The following is a 14,075-nucleotide window of genomic DNA, read 5'->3' on the forward strand; positions in this document are numbered from 1 at the left end:
TTGGTTGGAAGCGCAACCGTCGCACCGACCGAAGGGGTCACGTTGGGCCTGCTGCGAGCACGTGGTCGAGTCCAGGAGCCCAGCTCCGCGGTCCCCCGGGACGTGGAGGCCTTGGAGCAGCTGGTCGCCGCCCTGGAGCGGGCGACCGACGAGGCGTCGACCTGGCGGATCACGGTCGAGTCGCTGGTCGGCTCCCACGGGTTCCTCTACGGCGCGGTCTGGCTGCCCGGGTCCCCGGGCTCCGCTGCGGGGTCCGTGACGGGGCCGGCCGGTGGGCTGCGGCTCGCGTTCGAGACCGGACCGATCGCCGGGCAGCTGAAGGCGGTCGCCGGCGCGACCGGCGGGCTGGTCGGTCGGGCCTTCCAGGGCCGCCGGCCGATCTACGCCGACGACACCCGCGGTGTCCGGGACTGCCCGCGCTGCGAGGCGGCGACCCGGGCGGGTGCCGTCTCCGCCGTGCTGATCCCGGTGGTCAAGGCCGGCGAGGTCATCGCGGTCTTCGAGTACTACTCGCCGCTCGAGCTGCGCGTCGACGGGCCGCGGACCGAGAAGTGGAACGCGATCGCCCGCATCGCCGAGCAGGCCCGCACCCAGGCCTGCAACGCGGTCCAGTTGCAGCAGCTCGCCGACGACCGGCTCGCGGTCACGACGGTTGTCGCCGCGCTCGGCTCGGCACACGACTCGCAGAGCGTGATCCGGGCCGCGCTGGACACGGTGCGCAGCGCGTTCGGCTGGGCGTACGGCTCCTACTGGGAGGTCGACCCGGCCACCCAGGAGCTGCGCTTCCAGCTGGAGTCCGGCTCCGCCGGCGACGAGTTCCGCCAGGTCACCCTGGCGGCCACGTTCGCCGAGGGCGTCGGCCTGTCCGGTCGCGCGTGGCGGGCCCGTGACCTGGTGTTCATCCGCGATCTCGCCGAGTTGACGGATTGCGTACGGGCACCGGCCGCCCAGCGCGCGGGCGTCAGGTCGGGCATCTGCTTTCCGATCATGATCGGTGACCGGGTCATCGGCACGATGGACTTCTTCACCACCGAGTTCATCGAGCTCAGCGAGTCCAGGGCGTCAGCGCTGCGCAACGTGCAGCAGCTCGTGTCGCAGCGGCTCGACATCTGCCGCGCGCAGGAGACCGCCGCCACCAACGCCCGCGACCTGCTGGACTCGATCTTTCCCGGCTGCGCTCCGCCAGCCAGGACGCGACCCGGGTCGCGCGGGAGGCGGTCGCCCGGGCCTCGGAGATGACCACGAACGTCACGGCGCTGAGCGAGTCGTCGACCGCGATCGGCGACGTCATCAAGATCATCTCGTCGATCGCCGACCAGACGAACCTGCTCGCCCTCAACGCCACCATCGAGGCCGCCCGCGCCGGCGACGTCGGCAAGGGCTTCGCGGTCGTGGCCGGCGAGGTGAAGGATCTCGCCCGCGAGACCGCCACGGCGACGCAGAAGGTCGCCGAGCAGATCGCCGGCATCCAGACCAACGCCCAGTCCGTCACCGACGGCATCCACGTCACCAGCGAGACCATCGGCCAGATGGACACCGTGCAGGCCCGCATCAACGAGGTCCTCGAGGATCAGGCCCGCATGGCGAAGCTGCTCGAACGCGGCTGAGGTCCCTCGCGCGACGAAGGCCCGGCCGGATCGGCCGGGCCTTCGTCAGTGCGTCACTTCTGCGAGCCGGACTTCGGGGCCTTCTGCGACAGCGCGCTGCCGGCGGCCTGCTTGTCCGCGCTGGTCGCGTCGGGGTCGCGCAGGACCTCGCTCGCCGCGGAGGCCGCCTTCTCGCTGGTCTGCTTGGTGTTCTCAGCCATGAATACCGCTCCTCGCATTCGTTGCCGATCGGCGCCGCGCCGGGGGAGGCGCGACACACCACTTAGGAGAGTGGTTGCCCGCTGCGGCACCGGTTCAATCAGCCCGCGTGGATCGCGGCCGGCGCTTCGGCGTCACGCGTCCGTGGCGATGATCGACCGCGTCCGGGTATGAGAAGCCGAGGTCGCGGGTTTCGTCAAGTCTCGTCAAAAGTCTGGGCCATGTGCCGTCACATCACAGTTTGATTGCCGTGAGTTGACAGAACAGCCTGTGCGGGACGAAGGTTCGGGCAGGTCTTTCAATCATGCTCAAACATGTTCGACCACACACCGACATCTCTCAACACCCCCGTGTAATCCCCGCACAGGAGGACACATGCGCGTCAAGACGCGTGCGCTCGTCACCGCCGCCGGCCTCGCCCTCGCCCTCGTGGTGAGCGGCTGCGGCGCCGACGACGGCGACGGCAGCAGCAACGGCAGTGGTGGCAACAAGAAGGTCGAGGTCTTCACCTGGTGGGCCGACGGCGGTGAGAAGGCGGGCCTGGACGGCCTCGTCGCGCAGTTCAAGACCGACTGCTCGCAGTACGAGTTCGTCAACGGCGCGGTCGCCGGCGGTGCCGGCTCCAACGCCAAGCAGGTCCTCGCGTCCCGCCTGCAGCAGAGCGACCCGCCGGACACGTTCCAGGCGCACGCCGGCGCCGAGCTGTCCGACTACATCAAGGCCGGCCAGATCGAGGACCTCAGCGCCCAGTACAAGGAGTGGGGCCTGACCACGGCGTTCCCGAAGGGTCTCGTCGACAGTCTCACCGTCGGCGGCAAGATCTACTCCGTGCCGGCGAACATCCACCGCGCGAACGTGCTGTGGGCCAACAAGACCGTCCTCGCCAACGCGGGCATCACCGCGCCGGCGAAGTCGCTGCCCGAGTTCTTCACGCAGCTGGACACGTTGAAGGCCAAGGGCATCGCGGCGCCGCTCGCGCTGGGCAAGGACTGGACGCAGCAGATGCTGTTCGAGGCCGTGCTCATCTCCGACCTCGGCGCCGACAAGTTCAACGGCCTGTGGAACGGCAAGACCGACTGGGCCGGCGCGGACGTGACGACCGCGATCAACGACTACAAGAAGCTGCTCACCTACAGCAACAAGGACCGCGACACGTTCGACTGGACCGACGCGGAGAAGCTGCTCATGGAGGGCAAGGCCGCGTTCCAGCTCATGGGTGACTGGGAGGCCGCCGACCTCGACGCCAAGAACTTCAAGGACTACAGCTACTCGGTGTTCCCGGGCAACGGCGACGCCTACCAGTGGCTGGCCGACTCGTTCGTGCTGCCGAAGAACGCCAAGAACGCCGAAGGCACCAAGTGCTGGCTGAAGACCCTCGGCTCCGCGGCCGGGCAGAAGGCGTTCAACGTGAAGAAGGGCTCCATCCCGGCCCGCACGGACTCCGTCGCGACCGACTACCCGGCCTACCAGCAGGCCGCGATCGCCGACTGGGCCAAGGGCACCCCGGTCCCGTCCTGCCCGCACGGCTCGGCCTGCTCGCAGGGCTGGCAGGGTGCGGTCGGCTCGGCGCAGGGCAAGTTCTCCAGCGACGGTGACGTCGCTTCGCTGCAGAAGGCGCTCGTCGCCGCCGCCAAGCAGTTCGCCGGCAAGTAGGTGTCTTCGCGCCGGGGCTTTTTTCCAAAGCCCCGGCGCGTCGGTGATTGGAGAACGTTGACCACCAAGAACACGGCCCGGATGCGCCGGTGGGCGCCGGGCCTGCTGCTGCTGTCCCCCTCGCTCGTCGTGCTCGGCGTCTTCGTGTACGGCCTCATCGGCTGGACCGCGAAGCTGTCGCTGACCGACGAGCACGACGCGTTGGGCAGCAAGGGATTCGTCGGGCTGAAGAACTTCGTCGACCTCTTCACCGAGGACATCAACGACCGGTTCGTGCACTCGCTCAAGAACCTGCTCGTCTTCACCGTCGTCTTCATGCTCGGCGCCCTGCTGATGGGCCTGCTGTGGGCGTTCCTCCTGGAGCGCGGCGTGCGCGCCGAGGGGTTCTTCCGGGCGGTGTACCTGTTCCCGATGGCCGTGTCGTTCGTCGCGTCCGGCGTCGTGTGGCGGTGGCTGATGAACTCCGGCACGGGCGACGCCGCCGGCGGCCTGAACCGCATCTTCGCCGACCTGCACCTGGGCTTCCTGCAGAACCCGTGGTGGACCGACCCCGACTGGGGCATGGCCGCGATGGCCCTGCCCGCGATCTGGCAGCTGTCGGGCTACGTGATGGCCCTGTTCCTGTCCGGGTTCCGCGGCATCCCCGCCGAGCTGCGCGAGGCCGCCGCGATGGACGGCGCCTCCGGCTACCAGCTCTACCGGCACGTCATCTTCCCGCAGCTCACCCCGACCGCACTGTCGGCGCTGATCATCCTCGGGCACATGTCGATGAAGATGTTCGACCTGATCATGTCGGTGTCGGGCGCCCAGTGGATCACCGAGGTCCCCGCCGTGTACGTGTGGCAGACGCTGCTCACCAGCGACTACGCCAAGGCCGCCGCGATCTCGGTCATCCTGCTGCTGCTCGTCGCGGTCGTCATCATCCCGTACCTGGTCTACAACAACCGCGTGGAGCGACGCTCATGACCGCCACCATCCCACGCGACGCCGCCGACGCCGCCACGGTGCCGTCCCCTGGCCGCAAGCCGAGCGGCGGGATCAACCGTCGCTCGCCGCTGGGCCGGGTCATCACGTACGCGCTGCTGCTGCTCTTCCTCGTCATCGTGCTGATGCCGGCGTACGTGCTGATCGTGACCAGCCTGAAGTCGGGCCGCGAGATCGGCGTCAACGGCCAGTGGAACCTCCCGCACGAGTGGACGTTCGCGTCGTGGGAGAAGGCGTGGACGTCGCTGCGGCCGTCGTTCATCCGCACGTTCGAGCTCGCCGTCCCTGTCGCGGTCATCTCCTCGATCCTGGGCGCCGCCAACGGTTTCGTGCTGTCCCGCTGGCGCTTCCCCGGCGCCGACGTGGTGTTCACGCTGATCCTGTTCGGCATGTTCATCCCGTACCAGGCCGTCATGATCCCGCTGCGCTCGATCGTCCACGACATCGGCCTGCCGCCCGGCATCCCGACCCTGGTCTTCGTCCACTGCGTCTACGGCATCCCCATCTGCACGCTCATCTTCCGCAACTACTACGCCACCACCGTGCCCGTCGAGCTGATCGAGGCGAGCCGCGTCGACGGCGCCGGCATGCTCCGCACGTTCGGGTCGGTGATCCTGCCGCTGTCCGCGCCCGGCTTCGTCGTCACGGTGATCTGGCAGTTCACGTCGGCCTGGAACGACTACCTGTTCGCCATCTTCATGTCCAACACCCGCAACGGCCCGATCACCATCGCGCTCAACGCCCTCGCCGGCGCCCAGTCCCCGGACTACGCCGCCTCGATGGCCGGCGCGCTGATCGCGTCGCTGCCCACCCTGCTCGTCTACATCGTGCTCGGCCGCTGGTTCATCGGTGGTCTCATGGCAGGCTCCGTCAAGAGCTGACGACGTGCCCCGCGGCGGGCTCGGCGCATCCGGGCCGAGCACCGTCGCGGGCTCCTTCCTCCGCCGCACCGCGGATCCCCGCGGCAGCCGGGCGAGCGCGTCGGCGTCCTTGACCGGGGTGGCCAGCTCGGTGAGCGCGGGATCGTCGTAGACGTCGGTGCCGACGAGCAGCGCGTGCCGGGCCATCAGCCGGCGGCCCCGCGGTCCGCCAGCGCGGCGACGACCTTGGCGAGCGCCTCCTGCTGCGCCGGGCCGAGGTCGCCGTCGATCTCCAGCTCGACGTCGCCGGCGGTCAGCCTGATCCGCTTCGCGGCGTGCCGGTTGATGAACGCGACCGCGATCTGGCTGATCGCTGTGACGGTCGCGGCGGAGAACACCCCGGCGACCGCGAGCTGCCCGATCGTCTGCGCGGCACCGGACTTCGCCCCCTCCGGCGCCGGCGCGGTGACCGGCACGGCGTCGACCCCCGCACGCCACAGCTCGGCGCCGAACAGCCGGGTGGCCTCGTCCTGCGCCCCAGCGTCGTCGGGGAACAGGCTCACAACGGTCAGCTGCACATCCATGCGGACCATTGTGCTGGCAGAAGCCCGCCCCGCGGAGTCACGACACCGGCAACGTCAACCGCTGACGGCCCGGCGGGACTGCTTCGCCTCGACGGCGACGAGCTCGTGCAGCCACTCGCCGTCCGGGCGCCCGTGCCGCTCGGTGTGTTCGCGGCGGATCTCGGCGACGTGCCCGCCCGCCGGGAGCCTGGTCGCGTCGAACGCCACCACCGTCGCCGGCCCGGAGCTCAGCCACGCGGACGGGTCGAGCCCGAACTCCGCCATCGCGGCGAACACGCCGTCGCCGCTGCTGTCGACGAGCGGGAACTCCTCCTCGCACGGCAGCGGCTCACCGATCGCCATGCCGAGGGTCAGCCCCGCGAACGACATGAACGCGTGCCGGACGAGGTCACCGTCGCGCGCCACCGTCAGCCAGTACGAGCCGGAAACCGTCTCCGCACCGGCGCCGACGACGGTGCCCAGCGCCTTTGACATCTCGATGATCATGTCGGCCGCGTCGGACAGCATCATGGACGCGTCGACCAGGAACGCCCGGCCGTCGCCACCGCCGAGCAGCAGTCCGAACTCGTCGGCGTCCGCGTCGGCGGTCCGGTCGACCACGGCCCCCGTCGCGAACTCGCCCGCGTGCCGGGACAGCTCCTCCAGCAGCGCGGCGGGTTCGGCGGTGGCGACGAGGTATCCACAATGCAGGCCCATGGGGTCGCACCTTAGCCGCCGCCGCGGTGTCGGTGTGTCCCGCGGCGGCGATGCTGGCGGATGATCGGATCGGTCCGCAGGTGTCGGGCGCGACCGGCCCGCGGGCGGCGAGGCTGGACGTCGAAGGGAGGCCACTGTGATCGCAGCGCTCAACCGGCTCGTGGACCACGTCGAGCGGCACCTGACCGGCGAGCTCGACGTCGCCGGGCTCGCCGCGGCGGCCGGCACGACGGAGTACCACCTGCGGCGGATGTTCTCGTCGCTGGCGGGGATGCCGCTGTCGGAGTACGTGCGGCGGCGCCGGATGACGGTCGCCGCGGCCGACGTCGTGCAGGGCACGGACGACCTGCTCAGCATCGCCGTCCGGTACGGGTACACCTCGACCGAGGCGTTCGGGCGGGCGTTCCGGGCGGTGCACGGCGCCGCGCCCGGCGACGTCCGGCGGGACGGTGGCCCCCTTCGCACTCAACCGCAGGTCAGGTTCCGCCTGACCGTCGAAGGGAGCAACCCCATGGACACCCGCATCGTCGAGCGGCCCGCGTTCCGGCTCATCGGGCACACGGCCCGCGTGCCGCTGATCCACCACGGCGTCAACCCGCACATCCAGGCGCACATCGCCGCCCTGCCGCAGACGGAGCACGTCCGCCTGAAGGCGCTGAGCGGCACCGAACCCGGTGGCCTGCTGCAGGTCACCGACGACGTCGACCCCGACGCCACCGAGGGCACCGAGCTGACCTACCTGCACGGCGTCGCCGTCGGTCAGGCCTCGGCCGTGCCGGAGGACCTCGACGCCATCGAGGTCGCGGCCGGCCGGTGGGCCGTGTTCCGCACCAGCGGCCCGTTCCCGCAGACGCTGCAGTCGACCTGGGCGGCGACCGCCACCGAGTGGTTCCCCTCCAACCCGTGGCGCCTGCGGCCGGGCCCTTCCATCGTCTCGATCCTCGACCGTGCCGCCGACTTCACCACCGCGACCTGCGAGCTCTGGCTCCCGGTCGAGCCGGCTTCGTGAACGGCTGACCTCGACGCGGGACCACCGCGGCGCGTGACCGTCCGACATGGACGGTCACGCGCCGGTCGTGCGTTCAGGTCGTCAGCAGAGCAGTTCCAGCCAGTAGGCGCGGTCGTTCAGGTAGCCGGGCATGTTGCCGAACCCGTGCCCGGCCAGGACGGGGGTCAGCGTGAACCACTCGTCCTCGAACCGGATCTTGGCGCCGCCGGTCTGGTTGTTGTACCAGGAGGAGGCGCCGGCGCGCTGGCCGGTGGGGAAGCCGTACTCCGGGAGGCGGTAGGTCCCGCAGCGGTAGAAGGCGTACCCGTAGCCGGCCCGGTTGGCGTCGGCGTGCACGCAGGCCCGCCCGGTCCCGCACCAGCTGCCGGCCGCCTCTCCGGTGACGGTGAGGACCACGCCGTCGTCGGGCCAGGCGACCTGATCGGCGGACAGCCGGGTCGCGGCCGGGTCGGTGGCAAGGATCCTGGCGATCTCAGCGTCGGCGACGGCGCCCGGCGGTGCCGCGCCGGCCGGGGCCGCCGGCGCGGCGAGCGGCACGAGCGTGGCGAACGCGAGGGACAGGGCGACACCGAGCACCCCACGGCGGCGGCGGGGTGTCGCTTGAGCGTTGGTCATCGAAGCTCCTCGGGGATCGGCGCGGCCGCGCGGGTCGCACCGTTGGACGAGTTCAGGACAGTGGTGCGGTGAGGGACTTTCACCCGGCGAGGCCGAGCACGACCAGGCCGAGCCCGAGCGGCAGGTCCAGCGCCATGCAGGCCTCGGCCAGCGAGCGGGACACGACCGTCCCGCGGCGGTGGTGCAGGGCGTCCCACGCCGCGTGTGCGGCCAGGACGAGCCCGGCCGCGACGAGGCCGGCATTCGGGTCGAGGGTCAACGCGGCGAGCGCGAGACCGCCGTACACGACGCCGGCGACGCTCTGCGTGACCACCTGGCGGCGCGGGCCGCCGACGATCAGGGCGCCGGCGGCGAGCACGGCCGCGGTGGCGCCCAGCAGCACCCATCGACCCGTGCCGGCGATCTCCCCGACGGCGATGACGACGCTGCCGGCGGGCACGGCCACCCACGCCATCCACGGCCGGTGCAGCGCGGCCGCCGCGACGTAGCAGAGCGCGGCCACCCACACGCAGGTGACGGCGGTCTCCCGGTCGGCGACGGTGAGCAGCACGGCGGTCGCGGCGGCCAGTCCGACCGCGGTCGGCCAGCGGCGCGTCAGCCACGAGGACGTGTCTCGATCGACGGTGTGCGAGGGGTTCATGCCCTCACTGTGACCACGCCGCGGCCAGGTGAGGGAGCGGACCCGGCATCGCGTCAGGAATCCTGGCACTCCGGGCAAGGGCCACCCGCATCACGGCTGCGAGCGGGTTTCGGGCCGGCGGAGAGCGCCGTCGACATCGACCGGTACTGCGACGGCGGCACTCCGTACTGCGCGACGAACGCCTGCCGGAGGGTCTCCAGCGACGTGAACCCGCACCATCGGGCGACCAGCCCGATGGGGTGGCCGGTGGTCGACAGCAGCCGCGCGGCGGTGTCCAGCCGGGTGCGGCGCACGAACCGGCCGGGTGGCATGCCGAGGTGCTCGATGAACAGCCGGTGCAGCTGCCGTGCGCTCACGTCGCAGTGCTTGGCCACCGTCGCCGTGTCGAGCGTGGTCGCCAGGTGCGCGGTGACGTAGGCGACGGCCTCGCGGACCGTCACGTGGTCCGGGTTCGGTGCGGTGAACACGCTCATCTGCGCCTGATTGCCCGGCCGCTGCAGATAGGTGACCAGCGCCTGCGCGACGATCCGGGCCAGGTCGGGCCCGCAGTCCTCGGTCACCAGCGCCAGCGTCAGGTCGAGGGCGCTGGTGACACCGGCGGACGTGGCGACGCGCCCGTCGCGGATGAAGATCGGCCGGGCATCGACGTGGACGGACGGGTACTGCCGCGCGAGCGCGTCGGCGTAGTGCCAGTGCGTGGTCGCCCGGCGGCCGTCGAGCAGCCCGGCGGCCGCGAGCACGGTCGCGCCCGTGCACACCGACGCCACCCGCCGGGCGAGCGTGGCGAGCCGCCGGACGTGCGCGACGATCGCCGGGTCGGCGGCCGCGGCCTCGTGCCCTCGACCCCCGGACACGACCAGCGTGTCGATCGCCCCCGTCGCGCGCTGCAGCGACCCGTGGCTGTGCAGCTCCAGACCCGAGTCACAGCGGATCGGCTGCCCGTTCGGGGAGACCAGCTCCGTCCGGTACAGCGCCCGCCCCGCGACACGGACGGCCAGGTCGAGCGTCGAGGTGACGCAGGCGATGTCGAGCAGCTCGGACCCGTCATACCCGACGACCACGACCCGCCGCGCAACGCCGTCACCAGATGCGTTCGCCATCTCCGCATCCTCCCAGACCGCCCCCGCCGACATGCCGGCCGCGCCTGTCGCGGACAGCATCGCGGCATGTCGATGGCGTCAATTACGGCTGAAACCACAAATGTCCACTATGGACACCGGGGCGGGGGCCTCGGCCGGTGGCCGGCGTTCAGGGTGGCGGCGCCGCGGTGAGGTCGATGCTGAGCCGCCAGAGCCGCGTTCTGACGTCCTGCTGATAGGCGGTGGGATGCGCGCGCGCTTCCGCGGTGCGGTCGAAGAAGCGGCCGGTGGTGCCGGCCAGCTCGGGCAGCCTGATCAGGCGCCAGGTCGCGGCGGTGCCGGCTTCGAGCGTGTCGACGCTGTGACCGAGGCCGGCCAGCACCATCTTGGTCGGCATGTACGTGGCCGGATGCAGGCTGTTGACGGTGATGGGTTCGCCGCGCAGGCGTTCGGCCAGTTCGAGGCCGGCGATGATCTGGGCGAGCTTGCTCTGCCGGTACGCCCGCACCGCGGTGTAGCCGTGTTCGAGCATGACGTCGGCGAAGTCGATCGGGTGCTGGCCGATGGAGGCGACGTTGACGATCCGGGCGTGCGGTGCGCGGCGTAGGAGGTGCAGCAGCCGCAGGGTGAGGTCGAAACCGGCGAGGTGGTTGACGGCGAAGCGCAGTTCGTGGCCGTCGGCGCTGAGCTGCCGGTGCCGCTCTTCAGGCCCGCCGAAGCCGACTCCGGCGTTGTTGACGAGCGCGTCGAGCCGGTCGGTGGCCGAGGCCACGTCGCGGGCCAGCCGGCGGACCTGCGCGAGCTCGGACAGGTCCGCGCAGACGGTGGCCGGTTGTGGGCAGCCGTGCCGGCGACGCAGCTCCGCGGCGGTGTGGCGGAGTTTGCCGGGGTCGCGTCCGTGCAGGACGAGCCGGGTGCCGTCGGCCGCGAGCCGGTGGGCCAGGGCGCGGCCCAGACCGTCGGTGGCGCCGGTGATCATCACGGTGGGCGGGTCGATCGTCATGGATCTCCTGCCACGCCGGTCAGCGGGAGGCGCGCGACGCCCGGTGGGTCGAAGCCGAAGAGTTGGCCGTAGAAGCCGAGCTCGGCTTCCAGCGCGGCGGCGATGGTCTCTGACTTGCCGAAGACGTGCCCCTCGTCGGCGAACACGAGCAGGGCGTGGGGCACCTGCCCGGCGGTCAGCGCCTGGGCCAGCGCCTGCGCCTGCTCCAGCGGGACGACCGGGTCGCGCTCCCCGTGCAGCAGCAGTACCGGCCGGGTGACCGCGTCGATGTGTGACAGCGGTGACCGGTCGTCGTAGGTGGCCTGCGCCTCGGGTAGCGGCCCGATGAGCCCGTCGAGGTAGCGGGACTCGAATTCGTGGGTGTGCCGCGCGAAGTGGCTCAGATCGGCGACGCCGGCGTAGGAGACGCCTCCGGCGAACGGCGAGCCCGGCCGCGCCAGTGCCAGCAGCGCGGTGAGTCCGCCCGCGCTGATCCCGCGGATGGCGATGCGGGACACGCGGCCGCGCTCGAGGAGGTCGCGGGCGACGGCGATGCAGTCGGTGACGTCGGCGACGCCCCACTGTCCCCGCAGCGCGGTGCGGTGCCGCCGGCCGCGTCCGCTCGATCCGGTGTAGTCCACGGCGACGAAGGCGAGGCCGCGGCTGGTGAAGTAGGCGACTTCGGGCTGGTGGTGCTGCGGAAAGGACGCGGTGGGGCCGCCGTGGGCCCACATGATGGCCGGCGGCGCGGCGCCCTCCGGCAACCGGTACAGCGGCGAGGTCGGCGGGTAGAAGTGCACCGGCACCTCCCCGGTTGGGGTCGGGACGGTGCGGCGGTGCGGCCGCGGTGTCCAGACCGGATCCGGCTGGGGCGGCTCCGCGAGGACGGTCCAGGCGCCGGTCACGGTGTCGACCTTGACGATGGCGGGTGCGCGGTCGTCTGCCGCCGCGACCCCGGCGACGACGTCACCTTCGGCGTCGAGCCATGGCAGCCAGCCGGTGAACGGGCACTCGAACGCGGCGGCGGTGCCGTCCGGGTCGAGCACGACCAGCCGACCGCCGGACACCACCGCCGTGCGACCGCCGGAGACCGGGACGTGGCTCCGGAAGCCCAGCTGCCACAGCGGGACACCGCACTCCTGGGCCACCGGCCACATCGGCGCCGGCTCGCCGTCCGCGGAAGGGTGGGCCGCCGGTACGGCGACGAGATTCCACCACCCGGTCCGGTCGGTCGCCGCGCACACCGTGCGGTCGTCCATCCACGACGGTGCCAGGACCGACTCCTCTGGCCCGCCGAGGACGACCGTCACGTCGTGGATGGCGGGACGTCCCTGATCGAACGTGAGCGCCGCGGTCCGCAGCAGCGTCCCGTCCCAGGGCATCAGCGGATGCTCCCAGGTCAGAAACGCGATGCTCCGCCCGTCCGGTGAGATCGCCGGTGCCGCGACGAAGTCCGACCCGGTCCACAGGTCCACGACGGCACCGGATCCGTCGAGCGCCACCGCGACCAGCGCGTGGCGCACCGTGGCCCGGTGGCGTTCGGCGACGCACACGACCCACCCGGTGCCTGGAAGCTCGGTCGGCTGCGCGTACCGGTCGGCGAGGCCGGTGTCGGGTGTCAGGGGCAGGGCCGTGCCGCCGTCCACGCGGTACAGGCGCTGATCGGCGAAGTCGCTCGTCACCAGGGTCTGTCCCACGACGGTCCAGCCCTGTCCGCCGTACTCGTGCACCCTGGTGCGCGCGTCGAGCCGCCGGGGGAGCACCTCGCGCACCGAGCCACCGCGGTCGTGGCGGAACACGCTCATCCGGCCGGTGCTCCCGGGCGTGGTCTGCGCCCACCACACCGTGTCCCCGCCGTCGCGGACGGCGACACCGGCGTAGGCGACCTTGTCCGCCGCGGTGACCGGGCTCGGCCACACGCCCGGCGGGAGGACGGACGCCGCGGCGTCAGCGGACCGCGAGGGCATCGATCTCCACCCGGAACGCCGGGTCGATCAGGCCCTGGACCAGCACCAGCGTGCTCGCCGGCGGCCGGGCCAGGTCGATGTGCCGATCCCGCACGCGCCGGAACGCGGCGAGGTCGGCGCGGTCGGTCAGGTACACGGTCAGCTTCACGACGTCGTGCAGGCCGGCGCCCGCCGCGGCGAGCGCGGTGGCCAGGTTGGTGAAGACCTGGGCGACCTGCCGTTCGGGATCGCCGGCCCCCACCAGGTTCCCGTCGGCGTCCAGCGGCACCTGGCCGGACACCAGGATGCTGCGTCCCTGGTGGGCGACCGCGTGGCTGTACCCGTTGACGGGCGGAAGCCCGCTGGGTCGTACGTAGTGCTCCTGCTTCATCTGTGCTTCCTTCCCTGCGGGTCGATCAGGCGTTCGGTGCTCACCGTGCGGCAGTCCATCTCGAAGTCCAGGCCCGCCACCGGGGGCCGCGCGGGATGCCACGTCACGCCGCGGTACGGCGCGAATCCGGTGGCGACCGGACCGGTCAGGACCGCGTGGATGTCGTGCGTGGAGTACACCTGCACGACGTGTGGCGCTTCGCCGGTCACGCCGAGGCCGGCCATGCGACCCGTCAGCTCGTCGAGCACGAACCGCGCCTTGTCCAGCAGGCCGCCGGGCGTCGTGTCCCCCGGGGCGACGACATGGTCGTGGTAATTGTCCAGGCCCTCGGGGACTTCGGCACTGCCGGAGACGACGAAGTCGGTGACCGGGCCGGCGGTGGCCGGCACGGTGAAGCAGAACGCATGCATGCTCGGCTCGTCGACCAGTCCCGCGGGTGGGCACACGTTGGTGCGGGCGACCGGGCTGCCGCCATCGTGCAGCTGGACGCCGAAGGCCGCCAGGGCGCCCACGTACCGGCCGTTGAACGCGGTGAACCCCGCCTCCGTGAACGGGGCCGGCGTGCGCAGCTCGCAGGCGCACAGCGCGGCCGGCGGGCGGCCCGCGGCGTCGATGATCTCCGCGGCCAGGTTCAGCCCGTCGTGCAGTGCCACGGGGGAGGAGAACTGCACCCGGGTCAGGGCGTGGCCCTCGGTGCCCACCACGCCCTGGGAGTACTGCCTGACGCCCGGCAGGAAGGCGTAGCCGAACGGGGTCGGCACCAGATCGGACACGGCACATCCTCGGGATCGGCGGAAGCGGGTCGGTTCACCGACGAGCCTTGCATTCGCC

At 71.8% G+C, this 14,075-nt stretch carries 16 protein-coding genes; 6 read left to right on the forward strand and 10 right to left on the reverse strand.

The genetic code is table 11. The annotated features are described in order from the left end of the window. The first annotated feature begins 111 nt into the window (after positions 1–111). Positions 112–1,239, forward strand: coding sequence for a GAF domain-containing protein (locus tag ABD332_RS05040; protein ID WP_344499970.1), 1,128 nt, complete (start codon positions 112–114; stop codon positions 1,237–1,239). Further along, a complete protein-coding gene (locus tag ABD332_RS05045; protein ID WP_344499972.1) occupies positions 1,236–1,607 on the forward strand; it encodes a methyl-accepting chemotaxis protein in 372 nt (123 codons plus the stop codon). The genes ABD332_RS05040 and ABD332_RS05045 overlap by 4 nt, the downstream gene beginning before the upstream one ends. 53 nt (positions 1,608–1,660) lie before the next feature. Here the strand turns inward: ABD332_RS05045 and ABD332_RS05050 are convergent, their stop codons facing one another. Beyond that, positions 1,661–1,807 carry a hypothetical protein gene (locus ABD332_RS05050; protein ID WP_344499974.1) on the reverse strand — a complete coding sequence of 49 codons (147 nt, stop codon included), beginning with the start codon at positions 1,805–1,807 and terminating at the stop codon, positions 1,661–1,663. A 373-nt stretch (positions 1,808–2,180) separates the two neighbouring features. Here ABD332_RS05050 and ABD332_RS05055 point away from each other — a divergent pair, with 373 nt between their 5' ends. From ABD332_RS05055 to ABD332_RS05065, 3 genes are all read left to right on the forward strand, one after another. Continuing rightward, positions 2,181–3,458: an ABC transporter substrate-binding protein gene (locus ABD332_RS05055; RefSeq protein ID WP_344499975.1), complete on the forward strand. Its 1,278-nt coding sequence runs from the start codon at positions 2,181–2,183 to the stop codon at positions 3,456–3,458. An 81-nt stretch (positions 3,459–3,539) separates the two neighbouring features. Beyond that, positions 3,540–4,424: a carbohydrate ABC transporter permease gene (locus ABD332_RS05060; protein WP_344500726.1), complete on the forward strand. Its 885-nt coding sequence runs from the start codon at positions 3,540–3,542 to the stop codon at positions 4,422–4,424. Next, positions 4,421–5,323: a carbohydrate ABC transporter permease gene (locus tag ABD332_RS05065; protein WP_425552119.1), complete on the forward strand. Its 903-nt coding sequence runs from the start codon at positions 4,421–4,423 to the stop codon at positions 5,321–5,323. Before ABD332_RS05060 ends, ABD332_RS05065 begins: the two co-directional genes overlap by 4 nt. 185 nt (positions 5,324–5,508) lie before the next feature. Here ABD332_RS05065 and ABD332_RS05070 read toward each other — a convergent pair whose 3' ends face one another. Next, on the reverse strand, positions 5,509–5,886 hold the full coding sequence (locus ABD332_RS05070) for a hypothetical protein (protein ID WP_344499976.1): 378 nt from the start codon (positions 5,884–5,886) through the stop codon (positions 5,509–5,511). Between the two features lie 54 nt (positions 5,887–5,940). Beyond that, entirely contained in the window at positions 5,941–6,582 is a 642-nt protein-coding gene (locus ABD332_RS05075; protein WP_344499978.1) for a hypothetical protein, read from the reverse strand. 136 nt (positions 6,583–6,718) lie between these two features. Here ABD332_RS05075 and ABD332_RS05080 point away from each other — a divergent pair, with 136 nt between their 5' ends. After that, positions 6,719–7,591 (forward strand): AraC family transcriptional regulator, encoded by an 873-nt coding sequence (locus ABD332_RS05080; protein ID WP_344499980.1) that lies wholly within the window; start codon positions 6,719–6,721, stop codon positions 7,589–7,591. Between the two features lie 81 nt (positions 7,592–7,672). On the opposite strand, the gene ABD332_RS05085 is transcribed toward ABD332_RS05080, so the two are convergent. From ABD332_RS05085 to cnbZ, 7 genes are all read right to left on the reverse strand, one after another. Further along, positions 7,673–8,206, reverse strand: coding sequence for a hypothetical protein (locus ABD332_RS05085; RefSeq protein WP_344499982.1), 534 nt, complete (start codon positions 8,204–8,206; stop codon positions 7,673–7,675). Between the two features lie 79 nt (positions 8,207–8,285). Further along, complete coding sequence (locus ABD332_RS05090; protein ID WP_344499984.1) at positions 8,286–8,846, reverse strand: hypothetical protein; 561 nt, start codon at positions 8,844–8,846, stop codon at positions 8,286–8,288. Positions 8,847–8,899: 53 nt separating this feature from the next. Beyond that, entirely contained in the window at positions 8,900–10,006 is a 1,107-nt protein-coding gene (locus ABD332_RS05095; protein WP_344499986.1) for a GlxA family transcriptional regulator, read from the reverse strand. Between the two features lie 88 nt (positions 10,007–10,094). Beyond that, positions 10,095–10,928, reverse strand: coding sequence for an SDR family NAD(P)-dependent oxidoreductase (locus ABD332_RS05100; RefSeq protein ID WP_344499988.1), 834 nt, complete (start codon positions 10,926–10,928; stop codon positions 10,095–10,097). Next, entirely contained in the window at positions 10,925–12,874 is a 1,950-nt protein-coding gene (locus ABD332_RS05105; protein WP_344499990.1) for a S9 family peptidase, read from the reverse strand. Before ABD332_RS05105 ends, ABD332_RS05100 begins: the two co-directional genes overlap by 4 nt. Next, entirely contained in the window at positions 12,855–13,244 is a 390-nt protein-coding gene (locus ABD332_RS05110) for a RidA family protein (protein ID WP_344499992.1), read from the reverse strand. The genes ABD332_RS05105 and ABD332_RS05110 overlap by 20 nt, the downstream gene beginning before the upstream one ends. Then, positions 13,241–14,017, reverse strand: coding sequence for a 2-amino-5-chloromuconate deaminase CnbZ (gene cnbZ / locus ABD332_RS05115; protein WP_344499994.1), 777 nt, complete (start codon positions 14,015–14,017; stop codon positions 13,241–13,243). Before cnbZ ends, ABD332_RS05110 begins: the two co-directional genes overlap by 4 nt. Positions 14,018–14,075 lie beyond the last annotated feature (58 nt).

It is taken from the genome of Dactylosporangium maewongense, assembly GCF_039531485.1.
GTDB lineage: Bacteria > Actinomycetota > Actinomycetes > Mycobacteriales > Micromonosporaceae > Dactylosporangium > Dactylosporangium maewongense.

What these genes read in the sequence shown, in the direction of transcription:
- ABD332_RS05045 (WP_344499972.1), top strand. Translation starts at nt 1,236, where the DNA reads ATGACCACGAACGTCACGGCGCTGAGCGAGTCGTCGACCGCGATCGGC.
- ABD332_RS05050 (WP_344499974.1), bottom strand. Translation starts at nt 1,807, where the DNA reads ATGGCTGAGAACACCAAGCAGACCAGCGAGAAGGCGGCCTCCGCGGCG.
- ABD332_RS05055 (WP_344499975.1), top strand. Translation starts at nt 2,181, where the DNA reads ATGCGCGTCAAGACGCGTGCGCTCGTCACCGCCGCCGGCCTCGCCCTC.
- ABD332_RS05060 (WP_344500726.1), top strand. Translation starts at nt 3,540, where the DNA reads ATGCGCCGGTGGGCGCCGGGCCTGCTGCTGCTGTCCCCCTCGCTCGTC.
- ABD332_RS05065 (WP_425552119.1), top strand. Translation starts at nt 4,421, where the DNA reads ATGACCGCCACCATCCCACGCGACGCCGCCGACGCCGCCACGGTGCCG.
- ABD332_RS05070 (WP_344499976.1), bottom strand. Translation starts at nt 5,886, where the DNA reads ATGGATGTGCAGCTGACCGTTGTGAGCCTGTTCCCCGACGACGCTGGG.
- ABD332_RS05075 (WP_344499978.1), bottom strand. Translation starts at nt 6,582, where the DNA reads ATGGGCCTGCATTGTGGATACCTCGTCGCCACCGCCGAACCCGCCGCG.
- ABD332_RS05085 (WP_344499982.1), bottom strand. Translation starts at nt 8,206, where the DNA reads ATGACCAACGCTCAAGCGACACCCCGCCGCCGCCGTGGGGTGCTCGGT.
- ABD332_RS05090 (WP_344499984.1), bottom strand. Translation starts at nt 8,846, where the DNA reads ATGAACCCCTCGCACACCGTCGATCGAGACACGTCCTCGTGGCTGACG.
- ABD332_RS05095 (WP_344499986.1), bottom strand. Translation starts at nt 10,006, where the DNA reads ATGCTGTCCGCGACAGGCGCGGCCGGCATGTCGGCGGGGGCGGTCTGG.
- ABD332_RS05100 (WP_344499988.1), bottom strand. Translation starts at nt 10,928, where the DNA reads ATGACGATCGACCCGCCCACCGTGATGATCACCGGCGCCACCGACGGT.
- ABD332_RS05105 (WP_344499990.1), bottom strand. Translation starts at nt 12,874, where the DNA reads ATGCCCTCGCGGTCCGCTGACGCCGCGGCGTCCGTCCTCCCGCCGGGC.
- ABD332_RS05110 (WP_344499992.1), bottom strand. Translation starts at nt 13,244, where the DNA reads ATGAAGCAGGAGCACTACGTACGACCCAGCGGGCTTCCGCCCGTCAAC.